This is a genomic window from Cytobacillus sp. GQ23 (assembly GCF_059758675.1).
In genome coordinates this window covers 194,637-215,845 of record NZ_JCAXER010000002.1, presented here as the reverse complement: position 1 = coordinate 215,845, position 21,209 = coordinate 194,637, and the positions used below count along the sequence as shown (strand labels likewise).

At 42.4% G+C, this 21,209-nt stretch carries 19 protein-coding genes; 14 read left to right on the top strand and 5 right to left on the bottom strand.

Annotated features, from left to right (window positions below):
- Positions 1 to 15: 15 nt before the first annotated feature.
- Positions 16 to 183 carry a hypothetical protein gene (locus AC6CHU_RS02745; protein ID WP_201306503.1) on the top strand — a complete coding sequence of 56 codons (168 nt, stop codon included), beginning with the start codon at positions 16 to 18 and terminating at the stop codon, positions 181 to 183.
- Positions 184 to 324: 141 nt separating this feature from the next.
- Entirely contained in the window at positions 325 to 1,446 is a 1,122-nt protein-coding gene (gene ald, locus AC6CHU_RS02740; RefSeq protein WP_251283937.1) for an alanine dehydrogenase, read from the top strand.
- A 78-nt stretch (positions 1,447 to 1,524) separates the two neighbouring features.
- Here ald and AC6CHU_RS02735 read toward each other — a convergent pair whose 3' ends face one another.
- Positions 1,525 to 2,622, bottom strand: coding sequence for a M24 family metallopeptidase (locus AC6CHU_RS02735; RefSeq protein WP_159863421.1), 1,098 nt, complete (start codon positions 2,620 to 2,622; stop codon positions 1,525 to 1,527).
- Positions 2,623 to 3,471: 849 nt separating this feature from the next.
- Here AC6CHU_RS02735 and AC6CHU_RS02730 point away from each other — a divergent pair.
- The 3 genes from AC6CHU_RS02730 to AC6CHU_RS02720 all read left to right on the top strand — a co-directional run bounded on the left by AC6CHU_RS02730 (position 3,472) and on the right by AC6CHU_RS02720 (position 5,920).
- Positions 3,472 to 4,152 (top strand): metal-dependent hydrolase, encoded by a 681-nt coding sequence (locus AC6CHU_RS02730; protein WP_498119969.1) that lies wholly within the window; start codon positions 3,472 to 3,474, stop codon positions 4,150 to 4,152.
- A gap of 117 nt (positions 4,153 to 4,269) precedes the next feature.
- Complete coding sequence (locus AC6CHU_RS02725; RefSeq protein ID WP_498119968.1) at positions 4,270 to 4,518, top strand: hypothetical protein; 249 nt, start codon at positions 4,270 to 4,272, stop codon at positions 4,516 to 4,518.
- Between the two features lie 82 nt (positions 4,519 to 4,600).
- Complete coding sequence (locus tag AC6CHU_RS02720; protein WP_159863418.1) at positions 4,601 to 5,920, top strand: CBS domain-containing protein; 1,320 nt, start codon at positions 4,601 to 4,603, stop codon at positions 5,918 to 5,920.
- 106 nt (positions 5,921 to 6,026) lie between these two features.
- Here AC6CHU_RS02720 and AC6CHU_RS02715 read toward each other — a convergent pair whose 3' ends face one another.
- Positions 6,027 to 6,332 carry a YtpI family protein gene (locus tag AC6CHU_RS02715; protein WP_159863417.1) on the bottom strand — a complete coding sequence of 102 codons (306 nt, stop codon included), beginning with the start codon at positions 6,330 to 6,332 and terminating at the stop codon, positions 6,027 to 6,029.
- 138 nt (positions 6,333 to 6,470) lie between these two features.
- On the opposite strand from AC6CHU_RS02715, the gene AC6CHU_RS02710 reads away from it, so the two are divergent.
- Positions 6,471 to 7,409: a DHH family phosphoesterase gene (locus AC6CHU_RS02710; protein WP_159863416.1), complete on the top strand. Its 939-nt coding sequence runs from the start codon at positions 6,471 to 6,473 to the stop codon at positions 7,407 to 7,409.
- A gap of 28 nt (positions 7,410 to 7,437) precedes the next feature.
- Here AC6CHU_RS02710 and ytrI read toward each other — a convergent pair whose 3' ends face one another.
- A complete protein-coding gene (gene ytrI, locus AC6CHU_RS02705; protein WP_159863415.1) occupies positions 7,438 to 7,938 on the bottom strand; it encodes a sporulation membrane protein YtrI in 501 nt (166 codons plus the stop codon).
- Positions 7,935 to 8,330 (bottom strand): sporulation membrane protein YtrH, encoded by a 396-nt coding sequence (gene ytrH, locus AC6CHU_RS02700; protein ID WP_311315923.1) that lies wholly within the window; start codon positions 8,328 to 8,330, stop codon positions 7,935 to 7,937. The genes ytrI and ytrH overlap by 4 nt, the downstream gene beginning before the upstream one ends.
- A 114-nt stretch (positions 8,331 to 8,444) precedes the next feature.
- On the opposite strand from ytrH, the gene dnaE reads away from it, so the two are divergent.
- From dnaE to AC6CHU_RS02660, 8 genes are all read left to right on the top strand, one after another.
- Entirely contained in the window at positions 8,445 to 11,804 is a 3,360-nt protein-coding gene (gene dnaE / locus AC6CHU_RS02695) for a DNA polymerase III subunit alpha (protein ID WP_498120001.1), read from the top strand.
- Positions 11,805 to 11,993: 189 nt separating this feature from the next.
- The gene (gene ystJ / locus AC6CHU_RS02690; RefSeq protein WP_159863414.1) at positions 11,994 to 13,232 is read left to right on the top strand and encodes an NADP-dependent malic enzyme; all 1,239 of its coding nucleotides are present in this window, start codon (positions 11,994 to 11,996) and stop codon (positions 13,230 to 13,232) included.
- An 8-nt stretch (positions 13,233 to 13,240) separates the two neighbouring features.
- Entirely contained in the window at positions 13,241 to 13,864 is a 624-nt protein-coding gene (locus AC6CHU_RS02685; protein WP_159863413.1) for a FadR/GntR family transcriptional regulator, read from the top strand.
- A 157-nt stretch (positions 13,865 to 14,021) separates the two neighbouring features.
- Positions 14,022 to 14,900: an acetyl-CoA carboxylase, carboxyltransferase subunit beta gene (gene accD, locus AC6CHU_RS02680; RefSeq protein WP_159863412.1), complete on the top strand. Its 879-nt coding sequence runs from the start codon at positions 14,022 to 14,024 to the stop codon at positions 14,898 to 14,900.
- Positions 14,885 to 15,862, top strand: a complete 978-nt coding sequence (gene accA / locus AC6CHU_RS02675; RefSeq protein ID WP_159863411.1) for an acetyl-CoA carboxylase carboxyl transferase subunit alpha — start codon at positions 14,885 to 14,887, stop codon at positions 15,860 to 15,862. Before accD ends, accA begins: the two co-directional genes overlap by 16 nt.
- Positions 15,863 to 16,219: 357 nt before the next feature.
- Positions 16,220 to 17,179 (top strand): 6-phosphofructokinase, encoded by a 960-nt coding sequence (gene pfkA, locus AC6CHU_RS02670; protein WP_159863410.1) that lies wholly within the window; start codon positions 16,220 to 16,222, stop codon positions 17,177 to 17,179.
- A gap of 84 nt (positions 17,180 to 17,263) precedes the next feature.
- Entirely contained in the window at positions 17,264 to 19,024 is a 1,761-nt protein-coding gene (pyk, locus tag AC6CHU_RS02665; RefSeq protein WP_498119963.1) for a pyruvate kinase, read from the top strand.
- Between the two features lie 206 nt (positions 19,025 to 19,230).
- On the top strand, positions 19,231 to 19,617 hold the full coding sequence (locus tag AC6CHU_RS02660; RefSeq protein ID WP_159863408.1) for an FxsA family protein: 387 nt from the start codon (positions 19,231 to 19,233) through the stop codon (positions 19,615 to 19,617).
- A gap of 286 nt (positions 19,618 to 19,903) precedes the next feature.
- Here the strand turns inward: AC6CHU_RS02660 and ytvI are convergent, their stop codons facing one another.
- Positions 19,904 to 21,025 (bottom strand): sporulation integral membrane protein YtvI, encoded by a 1,122-nt coding sequence (gene ytvI, locus AC6CHU_RS02655; protein ID WP_498119961.1) that lies wholly within the window; start codon positions 21,023 to 21,025, stop codon positions 19,904 to 19,906.
- Positions 21,026 to 21,209 lie beyond the last annotated feature (184 nt).

The window sequence follows — 21,209 nt, the reverse complement described above, 5'->3', positions numbered from 1 at the left end:
AGGAGCAGATGTAAAATGGAAAAGAGAGAACCAAAAGCAGGATCCGGATATTTTTTTGATGAGCAAGGTGCCAATGAAGTTAGTACACAAATTATGAATGCTTATAACAGCGGTGTTATTGACCAGCCAAATGCCGAGTTTGACATGGAAGCTCACGAAAGAAATGAAGGCAATTTTCAATGAAAAAGCAAGCTCTCATAAATGAATGAGGGCTTTTTATATGTTGTTTGAAAGGAGAAAAAATAGGCGGATTAAGTGTATACTTTTCCCTCATATAGCCATATAAAGTTAATAGCGGATCACTAATATACGGAGGTATGCTGAATGCGTATCGGAGTTCCTAAGGAAGTAAAAAATAATGAAAACAGGGTTGCCATGACCCCTGCCGGTGTTATGAATCTTATTCAATTTGGCCATGAAGTCTATTTAGAAACGGGTGCTGGAGCCGGATCGGGCTTTTCAGACAGCGACTATCTGAGTGCAGGAGCACATATTGTTCAGACTGCAGAAGAGGCGTGGGCCATGGAGATGGTCATGAAGGTAAAGGAGCCCGTACAGAGCGAATATGTATATTTTCGGGAAGGGTTAATTCTCTTTACATATTTACATTTGGCTGCTGAACCTGCTTTGACAAATGCTTTAATAAATAATAAGGTTGTGGGCATTGCTTATGAAACAGTACAGCTTCCCAACCGGACATTGCCTCTATTGACTCCTATGAGTGAAGTAGCCGGAAGAATGGCAGCACAGGTAGGAGCGCAGTTCCTTGAAAAAATCCATGGAGGAAAAGGAATTCTGCTATCAGGGGTTCCGGGTGTACAGCGTGGGAGTGTAACGATAATCGGCGGCGGGGTTGCCGGAACTAATGCGGCAAAAATGGCAATTGGTCTTGGTGCCAAGGTGACCATGATTGATTTGAATCCAGATCGCCTCCGGCAGCTTGATGATATCTTTGGGAAAGAAGTAACCACTTTAATCTCAAACCCTTATAATATAGCTGAAGCTGTTAAGAACTCCGATCTTGTGATTGGCGCTGTCCTGATTCCGGGTGCAAAAGCTCCTAAGCTTGTAACAGAGGAAATGATCAAAACCATGAGCCCCGGTTCTGTTCTCGTGGATATTGCCATTGACCAGGGAGGAATTTTTGAAACAACAGATCGAATTACTACCCATGATAATCCGACATATGAAAAGCATGGCATAGTTCACTATGCGGTAGCCAATATGCCTGGAGCTGTTCCCAGAACATCCACTCTTGCATTGACTAATGTGACGGTGCCATATGCACTGCAAATCGCCAATAAAGGCTACAAGCAGGCATGTCTGGATAATGAGGCTTTATTAAAGGGTGTTAATACATTAAATGGTTATGTGACTTATAAGGCTGTAGCTGAGGCTCATAGTCTTGACTATTCAGATACGAGAACACAATTAGAGCAGCAATAGGATATCGGCGGTTCTATCTAATTTTAAAATAATAAAAAAATCCGGGGCAGGTTAGCTCCGGATTTTTCTGTGGATTTGTTATTTAATAATCTGAAGTTCTTTCGGGAACTTCGTCAAAAGTTCTACTCCGTCTGCTGTTACAGCAAGGTCATCCTCAATCCTCACTCCGGCAACACCAGGGACGTAGATTCCAGGTTCGATAGTGAAGACCATACCTTCTTCAAGCAAAAGCGGGTTTGTTTCTGTTAATGAAGGATACTCATGAACGCTTACACCCAGGCCATGCCCCAATCGATGCGGGAAATAGTCGCCGTAGCCGGCTTCTGCTATCAGGTTTCTTGCTGTCAGGTCAATATCCGCACATGTGACTCCCGGCTTGCTCGCTTCAACCGCTGCAAGCTGAGCTTTTAAGACGGTATCATAAATTTCTTTTTGTTTATCACTAATATCACCATAAGCTACAGTTCTGGTAATATCTGAGCAGTAGCCATTCCAGACAACTCCCAGGTCAAACAGGACCAAATCCCCTTTTTGGATCTTCGTCATTCCCGGTGTCCCATGAGGAGAAGCTCCGTTAGCCCCTGTTAGGACCATGGTAGAGAAAGACATTTCATTAACGCCTTTTTTCTTTAACGCATATTCGACGGCAGCCAGAACATCCAGTTCTGTTTTTCCTTCCTGGATTTCGGCACAGCCTGTTTCAATCGCAAAATCAGCCAATGCACATGCTTCGCGGATGATTTCCAATTCTTTTTCATCCTTAACCATACGAAGCTGGCGAAGTTTTTCTTCTGCTGAAACAAAGGATGCACCGCTAAACAGGCCTGAAATGGCCTCATAGCGCTCCACATTCATATGCTCTTTTTCGATTGCTGCTTTATTTACTTTTCCAATTCTTTTATGTATGGATGTCTGGATAAATTCCCAAGGGTTCTGAATATCGCTGTACCCAATAATTTCATGTCTCCAGCCGGCATTCTTGGCATCTTCTTTTTCCATAGCCGGACATACAAGGAATGGCTCTTCCTCTTGGAAAACCGCCAGTCCAAGCAAGCGTTCATGAGGGTCGCTTAAAAAGCCGCTTAAATAAAATACATTATCCGGTGATGTTACAAAAGTGATTTGTATATCATTTTCCTTCATCCACTGTGATAATTTCTGCAATCTGTTATTCATAATGAACCTCCTTATGTACTGATACTTTGAGAGTAGCAACTAAATAAGAAAAGCGCAAGCGCCTTGCCACTCGGTGAGCAGACTAAGAACGCTATTTTCTCATGAAAGTTGCTGCTTTTGTTCTTGCGATGTATTGCTTACGGAGCTGTTCTTGTCCTGTGGGGCACACAAGCGGAAGATGAATCCAGTAAGAAGGTGTTTTTGAATTTGAAAGGAAACGGATTAGGGGCGAAAGGCAGACAAGTAAACCTGCTTTTAGGTTGGGTTCGAACCTGAAGTAACTTCGGACATAGCGAGCTGGATTTTCTATTTTTGTGTCAGAGCCTGACTCAACTTCGGACACATTGCCCGGGATTTTCTATTTTCGCGTCAGAACCTGGTTCAATTTCGGACACATTGCCCGGGATTTTCTATTTTTGCGTCAGAACCTGGTTCACCTTCGGACACAGCGAGTCGGATTTTCTATTTTTGTGTCAAAACCTGGTTCACCTTTGGACACAGCGAGCCGGATTTTCCATTTTTGTATCAGAACCTGGTTCATCTTCGGACACAGCGAGTCAGATTTTCTATTTTGGTGTCAGAACCTGGTTCATCTTCGGACACAGCGAGTCGGATTTTCTGTTTTTGTGTCAGAACCTGGTTCATCTTCGGACACAGCGAGTCGGATTTTCTGTTTTTGTGTCAGAACCTGGTTTACCTTCGGACACAGCGCCCAGCTTTTTCTATTTTTGTGTCAAAACCCAGAACCTTTTAAAGATGACCAATTTGGGTATATTCTAAAGAAAGCAGGAATAACCTGTTTTTCGTTGAAGTAAATTACATAACTTAAAATAAGAGAGGAGCATAAAATTGAAAGTATCATTTCATGGTCATGCTGTAGTGAAAATTGAATCAAAGGGAAAAACCATCTTAATAGATCCTTTTATTACCGGGAATGATTTAACAGACTTAAAAGCTGAGGAGCAGAAGCCGGACGTCATCATTGTAACTCATGGACATGGCGATCATCTTGGAGATACGATTGAGCTGGCAAAGCGCAATAACTCTCTTGTCATTGCCAATTTTGAGCTTGCCACCTATCTGGGCTGGCAGGGTGTTAATGCACATGGAATGTCGATCGGCGGCGGATATGATTTTGATTTCGGAAGAGTGAAGCTGACACCGGCATTTCATGGAACAGGTCTTGAGACAGAGAATCAGGAAATCATCTACCTAGGCATGCCTGCAGGTGTTCTCATTACCTTAGAAGGAAAAACGATTTATCATGCAGGGGATACAGGGCTTTTCTCTGATATGAAGTTAATTGGTGACCGTCATCCGATTGATTTGGCATTCCTGCCGATTGGAGACAATTTTACGATGGGGCCGGATGACGCAGCATACGCAGCAGAACTCCTGGGAGCCAAAAAGGTTGTTCCGATTCACTTCAACACCTTCCCCCCAATCAGGCAGGATCCACATGATTTCATCAGCATGCTAGAAGATGGAATAGGGCAGGTTCTCGAAACAGGGGAATCAATAGAATTATAATATCTCAAACGCAGCTTTCCGATGGAGGCTGCGTTATTTTTTATTAATAAAATCCACTCATTTTCCCAGCCTGTCCGCATACATTTTAGGGAGGAGAGGATAAAGGAGGAAGTGAAAATGAACAAAAACCGATATTTGCTATGCTTGCTGCTGTGCGGCTTGATGCTTTATTATGCAGCTCCAAGAATGGGTATATTTAATGGAGGAGCTGAAGGGATCTTTGCTATCAGCTGGCTGGCCCTTGCCCTTTTTGTTATTGCCGGGAACCTGAGTGCCTTAATGTATGCACCGAAAAAAGAGGCTGTACCGGGGAAGCAAATGCGCAAATTGGCAGACAGGAAGCGGGTGCGCTCCTTCGGCAGGTAACGCAGATTGGCGGAGTCAATTGTATCAAGGCACCTTTACCCTTATAATGAAAATAAGGAATAATTTGTAGAGGGTGAAAGTCTTGGCTACTAAGCATGAGCAAATATTACAATATATTGATGAACTGCCAATTGGAGAAAAGATATCGGTCAGACAGATCGCCAAGGCACTGGCTGTGAGTGAAGGGACTGCATACAGAGCGATTAAGGATGCGGAGAATAAGGGATATGTCAGTACAATAGAACGTGTAGGGACAATAAGAATTGAGCGGAAGAAAAAAGAGAATATTGAAAAGCTTACTTTTGCAGAAGTTGTTAATATCGTTGATGGCCAGGTGCTCGGTGGAAGAGCAGGGCTCCATAAAACACTGAATAAATTTGTTATTGGTGCGATGAAGCTTGAAGCAATGATGAGATATACGGATGCCGGAAACCTGCTGATCGTAGGAAACCGCACCCAGGCACACGAATTAGCATTAAAGGCTGGCGCTGCTGTATTAATTACCGGGGGATTTGATACAGAAGACCATGTCAAAAAGCTTGCTGACGATCTGCAGATGCCTGTGATCTCAAGCAGTTATGATACCTTCACAGTTGCAACTATGATCAACAGGGCTATCTATGACCAGCTGATTAAAAAGGAGATTGTACTTGTTGAAGATATCCTGACTCCCCTGCAGGAAGCGATTTTCCTGAAAACAACTGATACTATTGCAGATTGGATGACATATAACCGCGAAACCAGCCACAGCCGATTCCCGGTTGTCGATAATAATCTCAAGGTGCAGGGAGTTGTTACTTCTAAAGATATTATGGGACATGATAAAGAAACGCTTATCGAAAAAATCATGACTAAAAACCCAATGACAGTAGGCGGGAAAACGAGCGTTGCTTCTTCCTCGCATATGATGGTGTGGGAAGGAATAGAATTGCTCCCGGTGGTGGATGAAGCGAATAAACTCGAAGGCATTGTAAGCCGTCAGGATGTGCTGAAGGCTTTGCAGATGATACAAAGGCAGCCGCAGGTGGGTGAAACAATTGATGATATAGTCACAAGCCAGCTGGTAATGACACGGGGGAAAACAAAAGGGGATGATGTCTACCGCTGTGAGGTTACTCCGCAGATGACTAATCACCTTGGAACGATTTCGTATGGTGTCTTTACGACCATTGTAACGGAAGCAGCAAACAGAGTGTTAAGAAGTTATAAAAAGGGAGATCTCGTAGTTGAAAATATGACTGTCTATTTTATAAAACCTGTTCAGATAGACAGCATGCTTGAAATCTATCCTAAAGTCCTGGAAGTTGGGCGGAAGTTCGGTAAAGTGGACGTTGAAGTTTTTAACGAAGGTGTCCTTGTGGGCAAGGCGATGATGATGTGCCAGCTGATTGACAGACATTAATACAAGTTAAGAGGAAGCGCTGAAGACTTATAGTTCTTTCTTGAAAACCAAAAGCCGTTCATATGAACGGCTTTTGGTTTGCCGGCCCTTTCGGATACCCGGATCTTTAATTTTTCCTTGCTGCTTCAGCTTCTTTGGCAGCGTGAGGCATGTAAAACTTATACGCTTTTATGCCGCCCCATATGCTTAATCCGCCGATAAGAATAAATACAATTGCCACAATGAGAGCGGTGGTTGTGTCGTATAAAAACAGCTGGTTAAGGCCAAATATGGCAACAAATGAACCTAGGGCAATTCTGGACTTGGCTGATATCCATTGCCTTTCAGCCGGCTGTCTGCTTCTGAAGAATTTTACTTTGTAGAAAATATAGAAAGAAAAAGAAAGAATAATCAGGATAACAAAAATAGGCATTTCTTAACCTCCAAGTTTCGACAATCTCTTATTATTCTACCTTCATTAATAAAAAATTGCCATAAGCATGGAATGTTTTCTTTTTCTTTTCATGGTGGTATGGTAAAAATATAGTATTCAGAATAAAAGGAGCGCGCCATGAAACAGAAGATACTTGATGAAATAATAAAATATGAAACAATCATTATTCATAGGCATGTCCGGCCGGATCCGGATGCATATGGTTCACAGGGCGGCCTTGCTGAAATCCTTAAGGCTTCATTTCCGGAAAAAGCGATCTTTACTGTCGGGCAGGAGGAAGAAACACTTCATTTTATGAGAAGGCTTGATGAAATATCCGACGATACATATAAAGGTGCGCTGGTCATTGTCTGTGATACAGCAAATGCAGAGCGGATATGCGGCGATAGATATGGAACGGGCAGTAAATTGATCAAAATTGATCATCACCCCAATATGGATCCGTATGGCAATTTAATGTGGGTGGATACAGATGCAAGCTCTACAAGTGAAATGATTTATGAGTTTTACCTTTTCGGCAAAGAACAGGGCCTAAAAATGTCTGATGAGGCGGCCAGGCTGTTATTTGCTGGTATAGTTGGGGATACAGGCCGTTTCCTTTATCCGAGTACGACAGAAAAGACATTTGCCTATGCAGGTGAACTGATCCACTATAATTTTTCACGTCCGGAGCTGTTTGATAAGATGTATGAGCTGGACGCAAATATTGTTAAACTGAAGGGCTATGTGCTGCAGAATTTTGAGATGAGATCCAGCGGTGCTGCTGTAATGATCCTGAAAAAGGAATTGCTCGAAGAATTTGATGCGGTACCTTCCAAAGCATCCCTGCTTGTAAGTACTCTTGGTGATGTAAAGGGAATAAAAGCATGGGTTTTCTTTATCGAGGAAAGCGATCAAATCCGTGTGCGATTCCGTTCTAAGGGTCCAATCATTAATGAAATTGCAAGGAAGTATAAAGGCGGGGGACATCCTCTGGCTGCCGGGGCTTCCATTTATTCATGGGATGAGATGGATTCCGTTGTAAAAGACCTTGAGGCTGTCTGCAGAGATTACTAATTTATGATGCCCGGCAAAGAGCCGGGCATCAATCCAGCATAATATTCAATTCAATGGAGACGGTTGTATAGATGACCAATTCTATAACTTCCACCCGGTATCTTTTTTCGTTTACGCGATGTGTTTTATTCTCTATTATTTTCTTGATCAGTTCGCTGCTTTTATAAACAGTATCCATGTCTTTGGCAATCATCATGTTAATATCCTCTTTTATTTTATCTTCCAGCTGGAAAACGCTGAAGGAATCCAGTTTATACTTTTCGCCGTTTACAATTTTAATGGAAATATCCTGGACAGTCAGTTTTTTCTGATTTTCTTTATTTAGTTTTTTGAATTCCTCCTGCCAGATTTCTTTATCTTTCTCCAATTCATAAATTGCATCCTGCTGAAGCTTGATTTCTTTACTGTATCTCTCCTGCCATTGTCCAAAGATAAATAAAAAAATAAACCAGCTGATGATGCCTCCCAGGGCCATTCCTGCAAAAAAACGCTGCCAGGATGGCAAACGGTAGTAAGGCGGTATCCTCATGCTGAAATGTTCTCCTGAGTCAGCCAGTTAATGAGCATGGCTCCGGTCTGAGCCCCTCCGAGAGCAGAGAGAATCAGCATAAATTGTTTGAAGATATCCTTAGTCTGTCCATCCATAACGCCTTTCTCAAAGCTGTATACGGTATCGAAGGTTCCTCCTATCGCTGCAATGATGGCCCAAATGCGAATCATATTGGAAATCTGGAAGATTTGATTCAAAGGAGGCTTGCCTGTCAGAAAAGCAGCCATGCCGCCAATGATTGATCCTCCAATTAAAACACCGAACGCAATGAAATAGCTCTCAATTAGTGTGGAGAAAAAGGGCTGGGTATTCATATCATCCATCCTCGCTGCAGGAATGGTCCTGCCAGAATTATCTTGATACTTCATCATATGGACAAACTTAATAAAATATGTTTTTTACGTCCTGTAAAAAAGAGAACATATTTTCTTTTTGGAAACGGGCGTTCTATAATGAAAATAGCAGAAATTAAGGGTGTGAGAAACGTGTCATTTATTCACCTTCATGTTTATAGCGCATATAGCCTGCTGTCGAGCACGGCAAGAATAGAGCAGCTTGTGTCAAGCGCCAAGGAAAATAGGTTTCCTGCCCTGGCTCTAACAGACAGAAATGTTATGTACGGTGCGGTCGCCTTTTATAAAGAATGTATTAAGCAATCCATTAAACCAATCATGGGACTCACTGTGGATGTACTAAGCGAGATATCTGAAGGCGAAGCTTATCCTTTAGTCTTATTGGCTAAAAACCGGCAGGGGTTTCAGAATCTATTAAAAATCACAAGTACAGTCCAGACAAAATCTCCCGAAGGAATTCCTGTAAAATGGCTTAAGCATTATGCAGGAGGGTTGTTTGCTTTAACTCCAGGCATAGAAGGGGAAGTAGAACAATCTCTTGTGGCAGGTGAATACGGCCATGCCAAAAGAACAGCTGAACTTATCAGCAGTATTTTTGAGCCAAACTCATTCTTTCTTGGTTTGCAGGATCATGGACTGCAAGAAGAAAAAGAAATCCATAACCGACTGGTTCAGCTTTTCGAAGAGACCGGGATTGGCCTGGCGGCTTCAAATGGTGTCTGTTACATAAAAAAAGAGGAAGCTTTTGCCCATGAGTGCCTGCTGGCTATTAAGAATGGAGAAAAGCTTCAGGACGAAGGAAGAGAACGGCTGAAAAGCAATGAGTATTACTTAAAGGCATCCGGGGAAATGGCAGAACTATTATCAGGTTATCCGGATGCTTTAGAGAATACGATCAGGATTGCTGAGCAATGCAATGTAATGCTTGAGTTAGATAAACAGAATCTTCCCAAATATCCTGCCGCCGAAGGCATGAGTGCCGACGAGCTATTGGCAGAAGTGTGCTGGCAGGGCTTTGCTGACAGATATCCGGATGCTAATGATGAGCATAGGAATCGGCTAAAGTATGAGCTGAATATAATCAGAAAAATGAAATTCAGTGATTACTTTCTAATCGTTTGGGATTTTATGAAGTTTTCGAGGGGAAATGGCATTTTAACCGGACCGGGGCGGGGATCTGCAGCCGGTTCCATGGTTGCTTATGTTCTCTACATAACAGATGTGGATCCTATTGAGCACCAGCTCCTATTTGAGCGTTTCCTTAATCCGGAAAGAATATCCATGCCTGATATTGATATCGACTTCCCTGATCACAGGAGAGATGAGGTAATTCGGTATGTATCCAGGAAATATGGAGAACTGCATGTGGCTCAGATTCTTACATTTGGAACCCTGGCTGCCAAAGCGGCACTCCGTGATGTAGGCAGGGCATTTGGGCTTAATCCTAAAGAGCTTGATATGCTTTCAAAAAGTGTACCTTCCAAACTGGGCATCAGTCTCAAAGAGGCTTACAAAGAATCAGAGCCGCTAAGAAGATTCACCCAGGAATCCGATTTGAATCGGAGACTATTCGATACAGCTATCAAACTGGAAGGACTCCCAAGACATACATCTACTCATGCTGCAGGGGTTGTCATCAGCGAGCATCCGCTTGTTGAGGCCATTCCTATTCAAAAGGGGCATGAAAATGTTTATTTGACCCAATACTCAATGGAGCATCTAGAAGATGTCGGCCTATTAAAAATGGATTTTCTCGGTCTTAGGAACCTGACATTAATTGAGAATATCCTAAGCTCAATTCAGAGAAAGACAGGCACAAAGATAGATATAAAACAAATTCCCCTGGATGATGAGGCAGTATACAGTCTTTTGGGGCGTGGAGATACGACAGGGATTTTCCAGCTTGAATCTGAGGGGATGCGCAGTGTGCTGACAAGGCTTAAGCCAACGCGGTTTGAAGATATTGTGGCTGTCAATGCCCTTTATCGTCCGGGGCCAATGGAAAATATCCCTCTTTTTATTGACAGGAAGCATGGAAGAAAGCCGATTATATATCCTCACCCTGACTTGAAGCCTATTCTTGAAAATACGTATGGTGTTATCGTGTATCAGGAACAAATTATGAAAATCGCTGCAAAACTCGCAGGATTTTCACTCGGTGAAGCCGATTTGCTTCGGAGAGCAGTCAGCAAGAAGCAAAAAGAGGTCCTTGACCGAGAGCGTGTCCATTTTGTAGGGGGAGCAGTCAATAAAGGCTATAATGAACAGACCGCTCATGACATATATGACTTAATCGTCCGGTTCGCAAATTATGGATTCAACCGCAGTCACGCCGTTGCATACAGTTTCATAGCCTATCAGCTTGCATATTTAAAAACTCATTATCCGCTTCACTTTATGGCTTCCCTGCTGACTTCTGCTATTGGAAATGAAGGCAGGATTGCTCAGTATATTGGAGAATTGAGGCAGATGGGCTTACCGCTCAGTCCTCCTTCCATTAATAAAAGCGGGTTCTCATTTCTGGCAGAAAAAGATGCTATCAGGTATAGCCTGGCAGCGATAAAAGGAATCGGTGCTGCAGCTTTAAGAGATATTTTTCAGGCGAGAAAAAATAAGCGCTTTGAAGATCTGTTTGATTTTTGCATAAGGGTTTCATCAAAAGCAGTTAATCGCAAGGTCCTCGAATCCCTGGTTCATTCAGGCAGCTTTGATGAATTCGGGGAAGATAGAGCTGTTCTTCTGGCCAGCTTGGATGTAGCTGCAGAACATGCCCAGCTCGTTATGCCGGAAGATGACCAAGCTGATTTCTTTGAGGATGATGAATTCTTTCCTAAGCCTAAATATACAGAAGTAGACCCCATCCGTTCTGAGGACAAGCTAAGATTTGAAAAAGAGGTGCTGGGCCTGTATTTATCAGATCATCCAGTATCGAGTTACGAATCCTATTTTTCCATGCTGGGAGCCTGCCCTCTGGCTGAACAAGTAAAAACAGGAAATAAGGCAAAAACAGTAGTTTACTTATCCGAAGTGAAAAAGATTCGTACGAAGAAAGGAGAGCCAATGGCATTTCTTTCCTTGAGCGATCAGACGGGAGATATGGAGGCGGTTGTTTTTCCAAAGGTGTTTAACCGATTTTCAATGCTCTGCTCACAGGGTAATATCGTTTTGGCGGAGGGAAAGATAGAAGAACGGGATGGCAAAAAGCAGCTGATTATTCAGCATTTGGATGATGTGAAGGAAGCCATTGAGAAAATGCAAAACAAAGATCCCGTTTTGTATTTAAGGATAACTGAAGATCGGGAGACAGCGGAAAATCTTCGTTTGCTTAAAGAATTATTTAAGAAAAATGAAGGCAGCGTTCAAGTGGTTTTGTATTATGAAAGCTCCCGAAAAACCATCCGCCTGGGTGAGGAAGATCTGGTCACGCCAACAGAGGATTTCCTGAATTTACTTATACAGCTGCTTGGCCGGAATAACGTTATTTTAAAGTGATTACCCTTTACAACAATATCAATTATGGTATATTTGTAAGAAGAAAAATAAACTGGTCTGACCACTTTTAACGCAAGTGAATCCCTGCTCTATCTGTTAAATAAATAGAATTGCAGCAGGATTTAAAGCATATATTCGTCAAGTCTATGTTTATATATAATCCTAACCGGAATATGAGGAGTGAAAATTTTGACCTTACGCGAAGAAGCATTGCATATGCATAGAGCTAATAAAGGGAAATTGGAATCTAAATCTAAAGTACAGGTGCGAAATGCCAAAGACTTAAGTCTTGCTTACTCACCGGGGGTTGCTGAGCCCTGCAAGGAGATTTATGATAAGCCGGAATCTGTCTATGAATACACAATGAAAGGCAATATGGTTGCAGTTGTTTCCGATGGAACAGCAGTGCTGGGACTGGGGAATATTGGGCCGGAAGCTGCCCTGCCTGTAATGGAAGGAAAAGCTGTGCTTTTCAAAAGTTTTGCAGGAGTGGATGCATTTCCAATTTGCCTTAATACGACAGACGTAGATAAGATTGTTGAGACTGTAAAACTTCTGGAGCCTACATTTGGAGGCGTAAACCTTGAAGATATTGCTGCTCCCAATTGCTTTTATGTAGAGGAGCGATTAAAGAAGGAAACAAATATTCCCGTTTTTCATGATGACCAGCATGGCACTGCTATTGTAACTGTTGCAGGCCTTGTAAATGCCTTGAAGCTTTCCGGGAAAAAAATGAATGAAATTAAGGTTGTGGCAAATGGTGCCGGTGCTGCTGGAATCGCCATTATTAAACTTTTATACAGCTACGGTGTTCGCGATATCATTATGTGTGACACTAAAGGAGCTATTTATGAAGGCCGCCCGCAGGGCATGAATGAAATTAAAAATGAAGTAGCAAAGTATACGAATCGTGAGAATGCGAAAGGAAGCCTTGCAGATGTTATCAAAGGGGCTGACGTATTCATCGGGGTTTCTGCTGCCGGAGCACTGACGGCTGAAATGATTGGTACGATGAATCAGGATCCAATTATATTCGCTATGGCTAATCCAACTCCTGAAATTATGCCTGAAGAAGCGAAAGCAGCTGGGGCGCTGGTGGTTGGAACTGGAAGGTCCGATTTTCCAAACCAGGTAAATAATGTACTGGCTTTCCCTGGAATCTTCCGCGGAGCACTGGATGTCAGAGCAACTCATATCAATGAGAAAATGAAAGTGGCTGCTGTAGAAGCCATTGCCAGTCTGGTGCATCAGAATGAGCTGAATGCGGATTATGTTATCCCTGGGCCATTCGATCCCCGTGTCGCACCGGAAGTTGCAGCTGCTGTAGCAAAAGCAGCTATGGAAACTGGGGTTGCGCGCATTAAAGTTGATCCTGAAGAAGTGAAGGAAAAAACGAAGCAACTTGCAGTTATTGGAAAAGGTGAGTGACTCCATAAGTGAATTCACCTCAAAAAAACACGAAGGTTTATATCGGTATTGTCAAACAGCTTAGGGCCATGATTGAACATGATGGACTTAAGCCTGGAGATCGATTGCCTTCCGAAAGAGAGCTGTCAGAGCGCCTGGGTGTCGGGCGCTCTTCCGTTCGGGAAGCATTAAGAGCCCTTGAACTCCTTGGCTTAATTGAGACAAGGAGAGGCGAGGGGACTTTTATGAGAGACTTTAGAGGAAACCAGCTCGTACAGCTGCTCAGCACATTTATTCTCCAGGATAAAAAGTCCATAAGAGATGTTAAAGAAACCAAATATCTGATTGAACTTGACTGTTTATGGCTTATTATTCAAAAGGCTGGTGAAGATCGGCTTCTCAGGTTCAAAAAATGGGCACTGGAAGCAGACTACACAGATGACGACTTTTTTCATGAAGTCGTCACACTTGCAGATAATCATCTTTTCCTCCGAATTTGGATCATTCTCAAAGATTATTTTAATTCTTTGGATTTAGAGAAAATGATGATAACCAAGCAGCAATATTCAGAGCTGATTGATACCTTGATATCCAGAAAAGATTCCGAAGTTATTCGGGTATATAGAAATTTAAGAAACTTGTCGAAGGATTAACGACAATTTTTTGCAGAATTTGTTTTTGATATCATCTATATTTAAATAATCAGACAAGCATAAGCCTAGAAAAGTTAGGCGTTCATTTTTATATTAGTGGTCTGACCACTATTGAAATTAATGGAAATGATTCAGCGAATTTCAGGGAGGTTTCATCTTGCTTAAAGATATTTTTACAAAGACTAAGAAGAAGAAATATGCAACCATTCCATCGGAAACGGCAAAGCAGGATGTGCCGGAAGGAATCATGACAAAGTGTCCAAACTGCAAGAAAATCATGTATACCAAAGAATTGGTCAAGAATCTTAAAGTGTGTTTCCATTGTCATTACCACCATATCATGAATTCAAAAGAACGTCTGGCAAGCTTTTTGGATGCTAATAGCTTTGAAGAAATTAACGCAAACATGATTTCTGAAAATCCTTTGAATTTCCCGGACTATATTGAAAAACTGGAGAAGGACCGGGAAAAGACAATGATAAATGAGGCGGTAGTGACTGGGACAGGCACTGTCGATGGACATAAAATTGCAATAGCTGTTATGGATTCCACATTCAGAATGGGCAGCATGGGATCAGTAGTCGGAGAGAAAATTACCCGTGCGATTGAAAAAGCTGATGAATTGCGTGTTCCTTTTATTATATTTACCGCTTCAGGCGGTGCAAGAATGCAGGAAGGCGTTCTGAGCCTGATGCAAATGGCCAAGACAAGTGTTGCCCTAAAAAGATTCAGTGATAATGGAGGCCTCATTATTTCAATCATGACTCATCCTACAACAGGCGGTGTGTCTGCAAGCTTTGCTTCTCTTGGCGACTATAATCTGGCAGAACCTGGTGCTTTGATTGGGTTTGCAGGACGCAGGATTATAGAACAAACGATCCGTGAAGAATTGCCGGAAGACTTCCAGACAGCTGAGTTCCTCTTAAAATGTGGTCAATTGGATGCAGTTATAGCCAGAACAGAATTAAAAGAAAAGATCTCAGCTATTTTATCCATACATCAACCAGGAGGTGACTTCCAATGGCAGGAGAACTAGAATTCGAGCGTCCGGTTATGGAACTGAAAAAAAAGATTGCTGAATTAAAAGAGTATACCAAAACCGCCGATGTAGACCTATCCTCAGAAATAGAGAAGCTGGAAGAGCGGTTGGAAAAATTAGAAGCGGATATTTATGAAAATATGAAACCGTGGGATCGTGTACAGATTGCAAGACATCCCGCTAGGCCTACTACACTGGATTATATCTCCTATCTTTTTGAGGATTTTTTCGAGTGTCACGGAGATCGTGCTTTTGGTGACGATGAGGCGATTGTTGGGGGGATTGCAAAGTTTAGGGGTCTTCCGGTTACTGTCATCGGCCACCAGCGCGGAAAAGACACAAAGGAGAACATCCGCAGAAATTTCGGTATGCCGCATCCCGAAGGTTATCGCAAAGCTTTAAGGCTTATGAAGCAGGCCGATAAATTCCGCAGGCCGATTATCTGTTTCATTGATACAAAGGGTGCCTACCCTGGTAAAGCCGCAGAGGAGCGGGGACAGAGTGAGGCAATTGCTAAAAACCTATTTGAAATGGCCAGTCTCAGAGTCCCGGTTATCTGTATCGTCATTGGTGAAGGCGGAAGCGGCGGGGCTCTGGCTCTAGGTGTAGGAAACCATATTCATATGCTCGAAAACTCAACTTATTCGGTTATTTCTCCGGAGGGAGCGGCTGCGATTCTCTGGAAAGATGCCACCCAGGCCAAAAAAGCAGCAGAATCCATGAAAATCACTGCACCGGATTTAAAAGAACTGGGTGTGGTGGATGAGATAATAGATGAGGTAAAGGGCGGAGCCCACAAAGGTGTTAAGGTTCAGGCAGAGGGAATTGGAGAAGTTCTTACTAAATCCTTAAAAGATCTGATGCAACTCACTGAAGAGCAGCTGATCGATCACAGGTATAACAAGTTCAAATCTATTGGCGAATATTCGTTTTTAAAGGAATTTATTGGGGTAAAATAAAAGCGTGCTTTCGGGCACGCTTTTATTTTTTTTAACCTGCTGTGTATTGCCGAAGGTCTGCTCCTCCAGGGGAGAGTCATAGTAAAAATGCAGTTTTTTCTATATAAAACGCTTTCAGTATCCCGACAATTCTGTATTTCTTTTAAATTGTCTGATTAAGTTGAGATGCTCCCTTCTTCATGGTATTTTAGAAATATTCAATAGCGTTTTGTTCAATAATAAGATAAGCATAGTATGCTCTGCTTTACATATAGAGCCTATATTACATACAGAATTTTTACAGCAGGCATGTACTGACTTTTTAAGCAGCATGAAAACAGCTTTCTTATAGTTATAAATTACATTGGGGTGATTATTGTGAAGAAAATAGGAGTATTAACAAGCGGCGGCGATTCTCCTGGTATGAATGCAGCTGTACGTGCAGTTGTCCGTAAGGCGATCTATCATAATATTGAAGTATATGGTGTTTACGGCGGATATTCCGGATTAATGTCAGGTAATATTAAGAAGCTGGACCTTGGTTCGGTCGGTGATATCATTCACCGCGGCGGTACAGTGCTGCACTCAGCAAGAAGCGAAGAGTTCAAAACAAAAGAAGGCCAGCAAAAGGGCATTGAACAAATGAACAAGCATGGCATTGAAGGGTTAGTTGTAATTGGCGGGGACGGCTCATATCGTGGAGCAAAAGCTTTGACAGAGCATGGTTTTACCTGTGTGGGCGTACCTGGAACTATCGATAACGATATTCCGGGAACGCAATATACTATTGGCTTTGACACAGCTTTAAATACGGTTATTGATGCAATTGATAAAATCCGTGATACTGCTACTTCACATGAAAGAACATTTATCATTGAAGTAATGGGAAGAGATGCAGGGGATATCGCTTTATGTGCAGGTTTAGCAGGCGGCGCGGAAACAATCCTCATTCCTGAAGCAGGCTATAGTATGGATGAAATTGCAGAGAGACTGAAAAAGGGACATGAACGAGGCAAAAAACACAGTATCATTGTGGTTGCAGAAGGTGTCTGCAGCGGGGTGGAATTTGCCAAGCAGGTCAAAGAAGCAACAAACTTTGATACACGGGTGTCCGTGCTTGGCCATATGCAGCGGGGCGGTTCTCCAACTGCATTCGACCGGGTGCTGGCCAGCCGCCTTGGAGCATATGCAGTGGAACTTATTCTTGAAGGCAAAGGCGGCCGTGCAGTAGGAATTCAAAATAATAAACTGGTTGACCATGATATAATTGAAATATTGGATAGAGAGCATACAATTGACCTGGATCTTTACAAACTCTCGAAAGAGCTGTCTATTTAATTTTATTTGATACAAGCCGGCACCAGGTGGCATAAAGCATTAGTGCTGGTATTCAAGCTGCATCAATTCAGGAGGTAATTTATAATGCGTAAAACGAAGATCGTTTGTACTATTGGACCTGCCAGTGAAAGTGTTGAAAAGTTAACACAGCTTATTGAAGCAGGAATGAATGTTGCCCGTTTAAATTTTTCCCATGGTGATTTCGAGGAACATGGCCAGCGAATTCAGAATATCCGTGAGGCTTCAGAAAAGACTGGCAAGACTGTAGCAATCCTTTTAGACACTAAAGGGCCGGAAATCCGCACAAACAATATGGTGGGCGGCGCGATTGAATTGAGAGCTGGGGAAAATATTATTATTTCCATGAACGAGGTTGAAGGAACAGCAGAAAAGTTTTCGGTTACATATGCGGGACTTATTGAAGATGTGCACACAGGAAGCAGAATTTTGCTTGATGACGGCTTAATTGGTCTGGAAGTGACAAAAATTGATAAGGCCAACAGTGAAATCCACACAAAAATATTAAATAGCGGAACACTTAAAAATAAGAAAGGCGTCAATGTCCCAGGTGTTTCTGTAAATCTTCCCGGCATAACAGAGAAAGATGCACAGGATATCATTTTCGGAATCGAACAGGGCGTTGATTTCATTGCCGCTTCTTTTGTCCGCAGAGCATCTGATGTTCTGGAAATCAGACAGCTGCTTGAAGAGCACAATGCATCCCATATCAACATCATTCCTAAGATTGAGAATCAGGAAGGTGTAGACAATATTGAAGAAATTCTTGAGATTTCTGACGGGCTTATGGTAGCGCGCGGAGACCTGGGTGTTGAAATCCCCGCTGAAGAGGTGCCGCTTGTGCAAAAGAAATTAATTAAGAAATGTAATGCACAGGGCAAACCGGTTATTACTGCTACACAAATGCTGGATTCCATGCAGCGCAACCCGCGTCCAACACGCGCAGAAGCGAGTGATGTTGCAAATGCCATTTTTGATGGCACAGACGCAATCATGTTATCCGGTGAGACAGCTGCGGGTTCTTACCCTGTCGAGGCTGTGCAGACGATGCACAACATCGCATCAAGAGCGGAATCGGCACTGGATCATAAAGAAATCCTGTCAAACCGCAGCAAAGATAATGAACATAACATCACTGATGCCATTGGGGAATCAGTGGCACATACAGCTCTGAACCTGGATGTTAACGCCATTATAACGCCAACTGAAAGCGGCCATACAGCCCGGATGATTTCCAAATACCGTCCTAAAGCACCAATCGTTGCCGTTACCTCAAACGATTATGTTTCACGTCGATTATCTTTAACTTGGGGTGTGTACCCTCAGATTGGCCAAAAAGCGTCTACAACGGATGATATGCTTGATATCGCTGTTGAAGAAAGCTTGAACAGCGGCATTGTTGCTTCAGGAGACTTAGTTGTAATTACAGCTGGAGTTCCTGTTGGTGAAGCAGGTACCACCAACCTAATGAAAATTCATGTAGTGGGAGATATCCTTGCAAAGGCACAAGGAATCGGGCGCAAATCAGCATTTGGAAAAGTTGTTGTAGCGAGGAATGCAGAGGAAGCATTGGCGAAAGTAACAGAAGGATCTATTCTGGTTACAATCGGCTCTGACCGTGAAATGGTTCCTGCGATTGAGAAATGCAGTGCGCTTATAACAGAAGAAGGCGGGCTTACAAGCCATGCGGCTGTTGTTGGCCTTAATATTGGCATACCTGTCATTGTAGGGGTTGAAAATGCAACCAGCCTGCTGAAAGATGGACAGGAAGTCACTGTTGACTCTCAGCGCGGTGTAATTTATAACGGACACGCAAGCGTATTATAATTACTTGTTAAAGGAGGGGGATGCCCTTCCTTTTTTTGATGTTAAGGAAAAATATTTATAACTTTAGGGATGTGTGGCGTTCTTAGTCTGCCTTCCTTCTTGGGCAGGTGCTTGCGCTTTTGTTCTTTTCCTGGACAAATTGTTATATTTCGATTGCCTTGTTTGATATAATAAGAGTAAGTCTTAAACAAAATAGAGGTGGCTTGATGCGCTACATTCTCTTATTGATGATAATTATTCCGGCTGCTGAAATTGGTGTTTTGCTTCTTTCAGGCAACACTATTGGGCTATGGCCCACACTAGCAGTTATTTTGCTTACAGGTGTTCTAGGTGCCTATCTCGCTAAAAGGCAGGGGCTTGAAACAATCAGAAAAATACAGGATCAGCTGCGATTCGGACAGATGCCTGGAGATGCCATTCTTGATGGGGCATGCATTCTTATAGGGGGCGTCCTGCTTCTTACACCAGGGTTCATAACAGATGCATTAGGATTTACTTTGCTTCTCCCTCCTGCAAGAAAAGTCCTTAAAAACATCCTATATCAGGGACTTAAAAAATGGATGAACAAAGGAACAATCACAATAATCAGGTAAAAATAGCAAAATATAAAGCCGCTCCATTATATTGGAGCGGCTTGTTAATTTTATTGAAAGATGCAATATCATGATTAGTACACTTTGCGGCTTCATTCCCTCGCTCAGTGGCGCTGATCCCATTAAATAGTACACTTCATAAACATTATTCTTGGTTCAGCGGCATTAACAGAACTGATTAGTGCCACTCGTGGCTTGTGCCCCAGCTAAGCAGCACAATTGCCTAGAGAAGTGCCGATATCCCATCCTTTGCATAGCATAACTGAAGGAGATGCTATTTTTTATCCTAATCGGCTTTTTCATTGCCTTTTATAAACAACCAGATATCCTGGAACACTCCCGCTTTATGAAGGGTAGTGAGGAGCACAAGAGTAACCGGACCTGCAATCAAGCCTAAAAATCCGATCAGTTTAAAACCGGCAAATAAAGCAATCAGGGTAGCTAAAGGATCAAGCCCAATGCTTGATGAAAGGATCTTGGGCTCCATTATCTGACGTTGGACCAGCACGATGATATACAGAATGCCCAGCCCGAGTGCCCTGCTCATTTCTCCGCCGATTGCTTCATATATAATCCAAGGCACAAAAATCAGTCCTGTACCGAGATAGGGAATAATATCGACAAGTCCAGTAACAAGTGCAATTGTAATCGCATAATCAACACGCAGGATGAGGAGTCCGGCAAGTATAATAACTGTAGTAATCGATACTAAAGTAGCCTGTGCTTTAATAAATCCAAACAAGGCCTTCTGGAGATCTGCAAATACAGTTCTGCCGCTTTTTTTTGCGCGGCTGGGAAGCATGCGGCCGAATAACCCGGAAAGTCTGTGCCAATCCTTGCTGATAAAAAAAGTGGCCAGCAGCGAGAAGATCAGGACTGTTGCTGCATTGGGAAACCATGAAAGGATATTTGGGATATTCTCAAAAAATGCCTGAATAAAATCTCCCAGTGTAGATCCAAATTGCTTCCCGACATTTTCTATATTTGTCATGATGGTATCCTGCTGTCCGGTTCCCAGATTATTAAACAAACTTGCCAGCTGGTTATAAAGAGGAATGATTTGCCCTGCAAAGAATTGTTCTATGAAGTTAATTAAGGTATCGAGGTGCTGAGGCACTACTTTTGCCAAATAATCTGCACCTGATACGATCTCGGCCACCAGTAAAGTGATTAATCCGGCAAAAATGGCAAAGATAAGAATCAGTGCAATAAGCACTGCGAGAACCCTTGGTATTTTCCATTTAACTTCCATTAAATTGACCAAAGGGTTAATGAGAAAGGCAATGGCCAATCCAATAATGAAAGGATAAGTCACTTTGGATAAATATAAGAAAGCATAGAAACTTAAAATCACCACTCCAATAACAAAGAAAAATCGTACGGTTCGATAGATATATGCGGGGTTCAAGTATTAGCCTCCTTATTAAATTTGAACAGACTAAGTAATGACAGCATTTTTTATGTAATGTTATTAGTCATATCATACATCATTTTTGCAAGAGGCAAAAATAATTAGACAGTGTCTATTAATACTTATTCTATTTTTAAAAGACAGCCTAAGAACTCGGAAATTATTAAATTGAATTAAATTA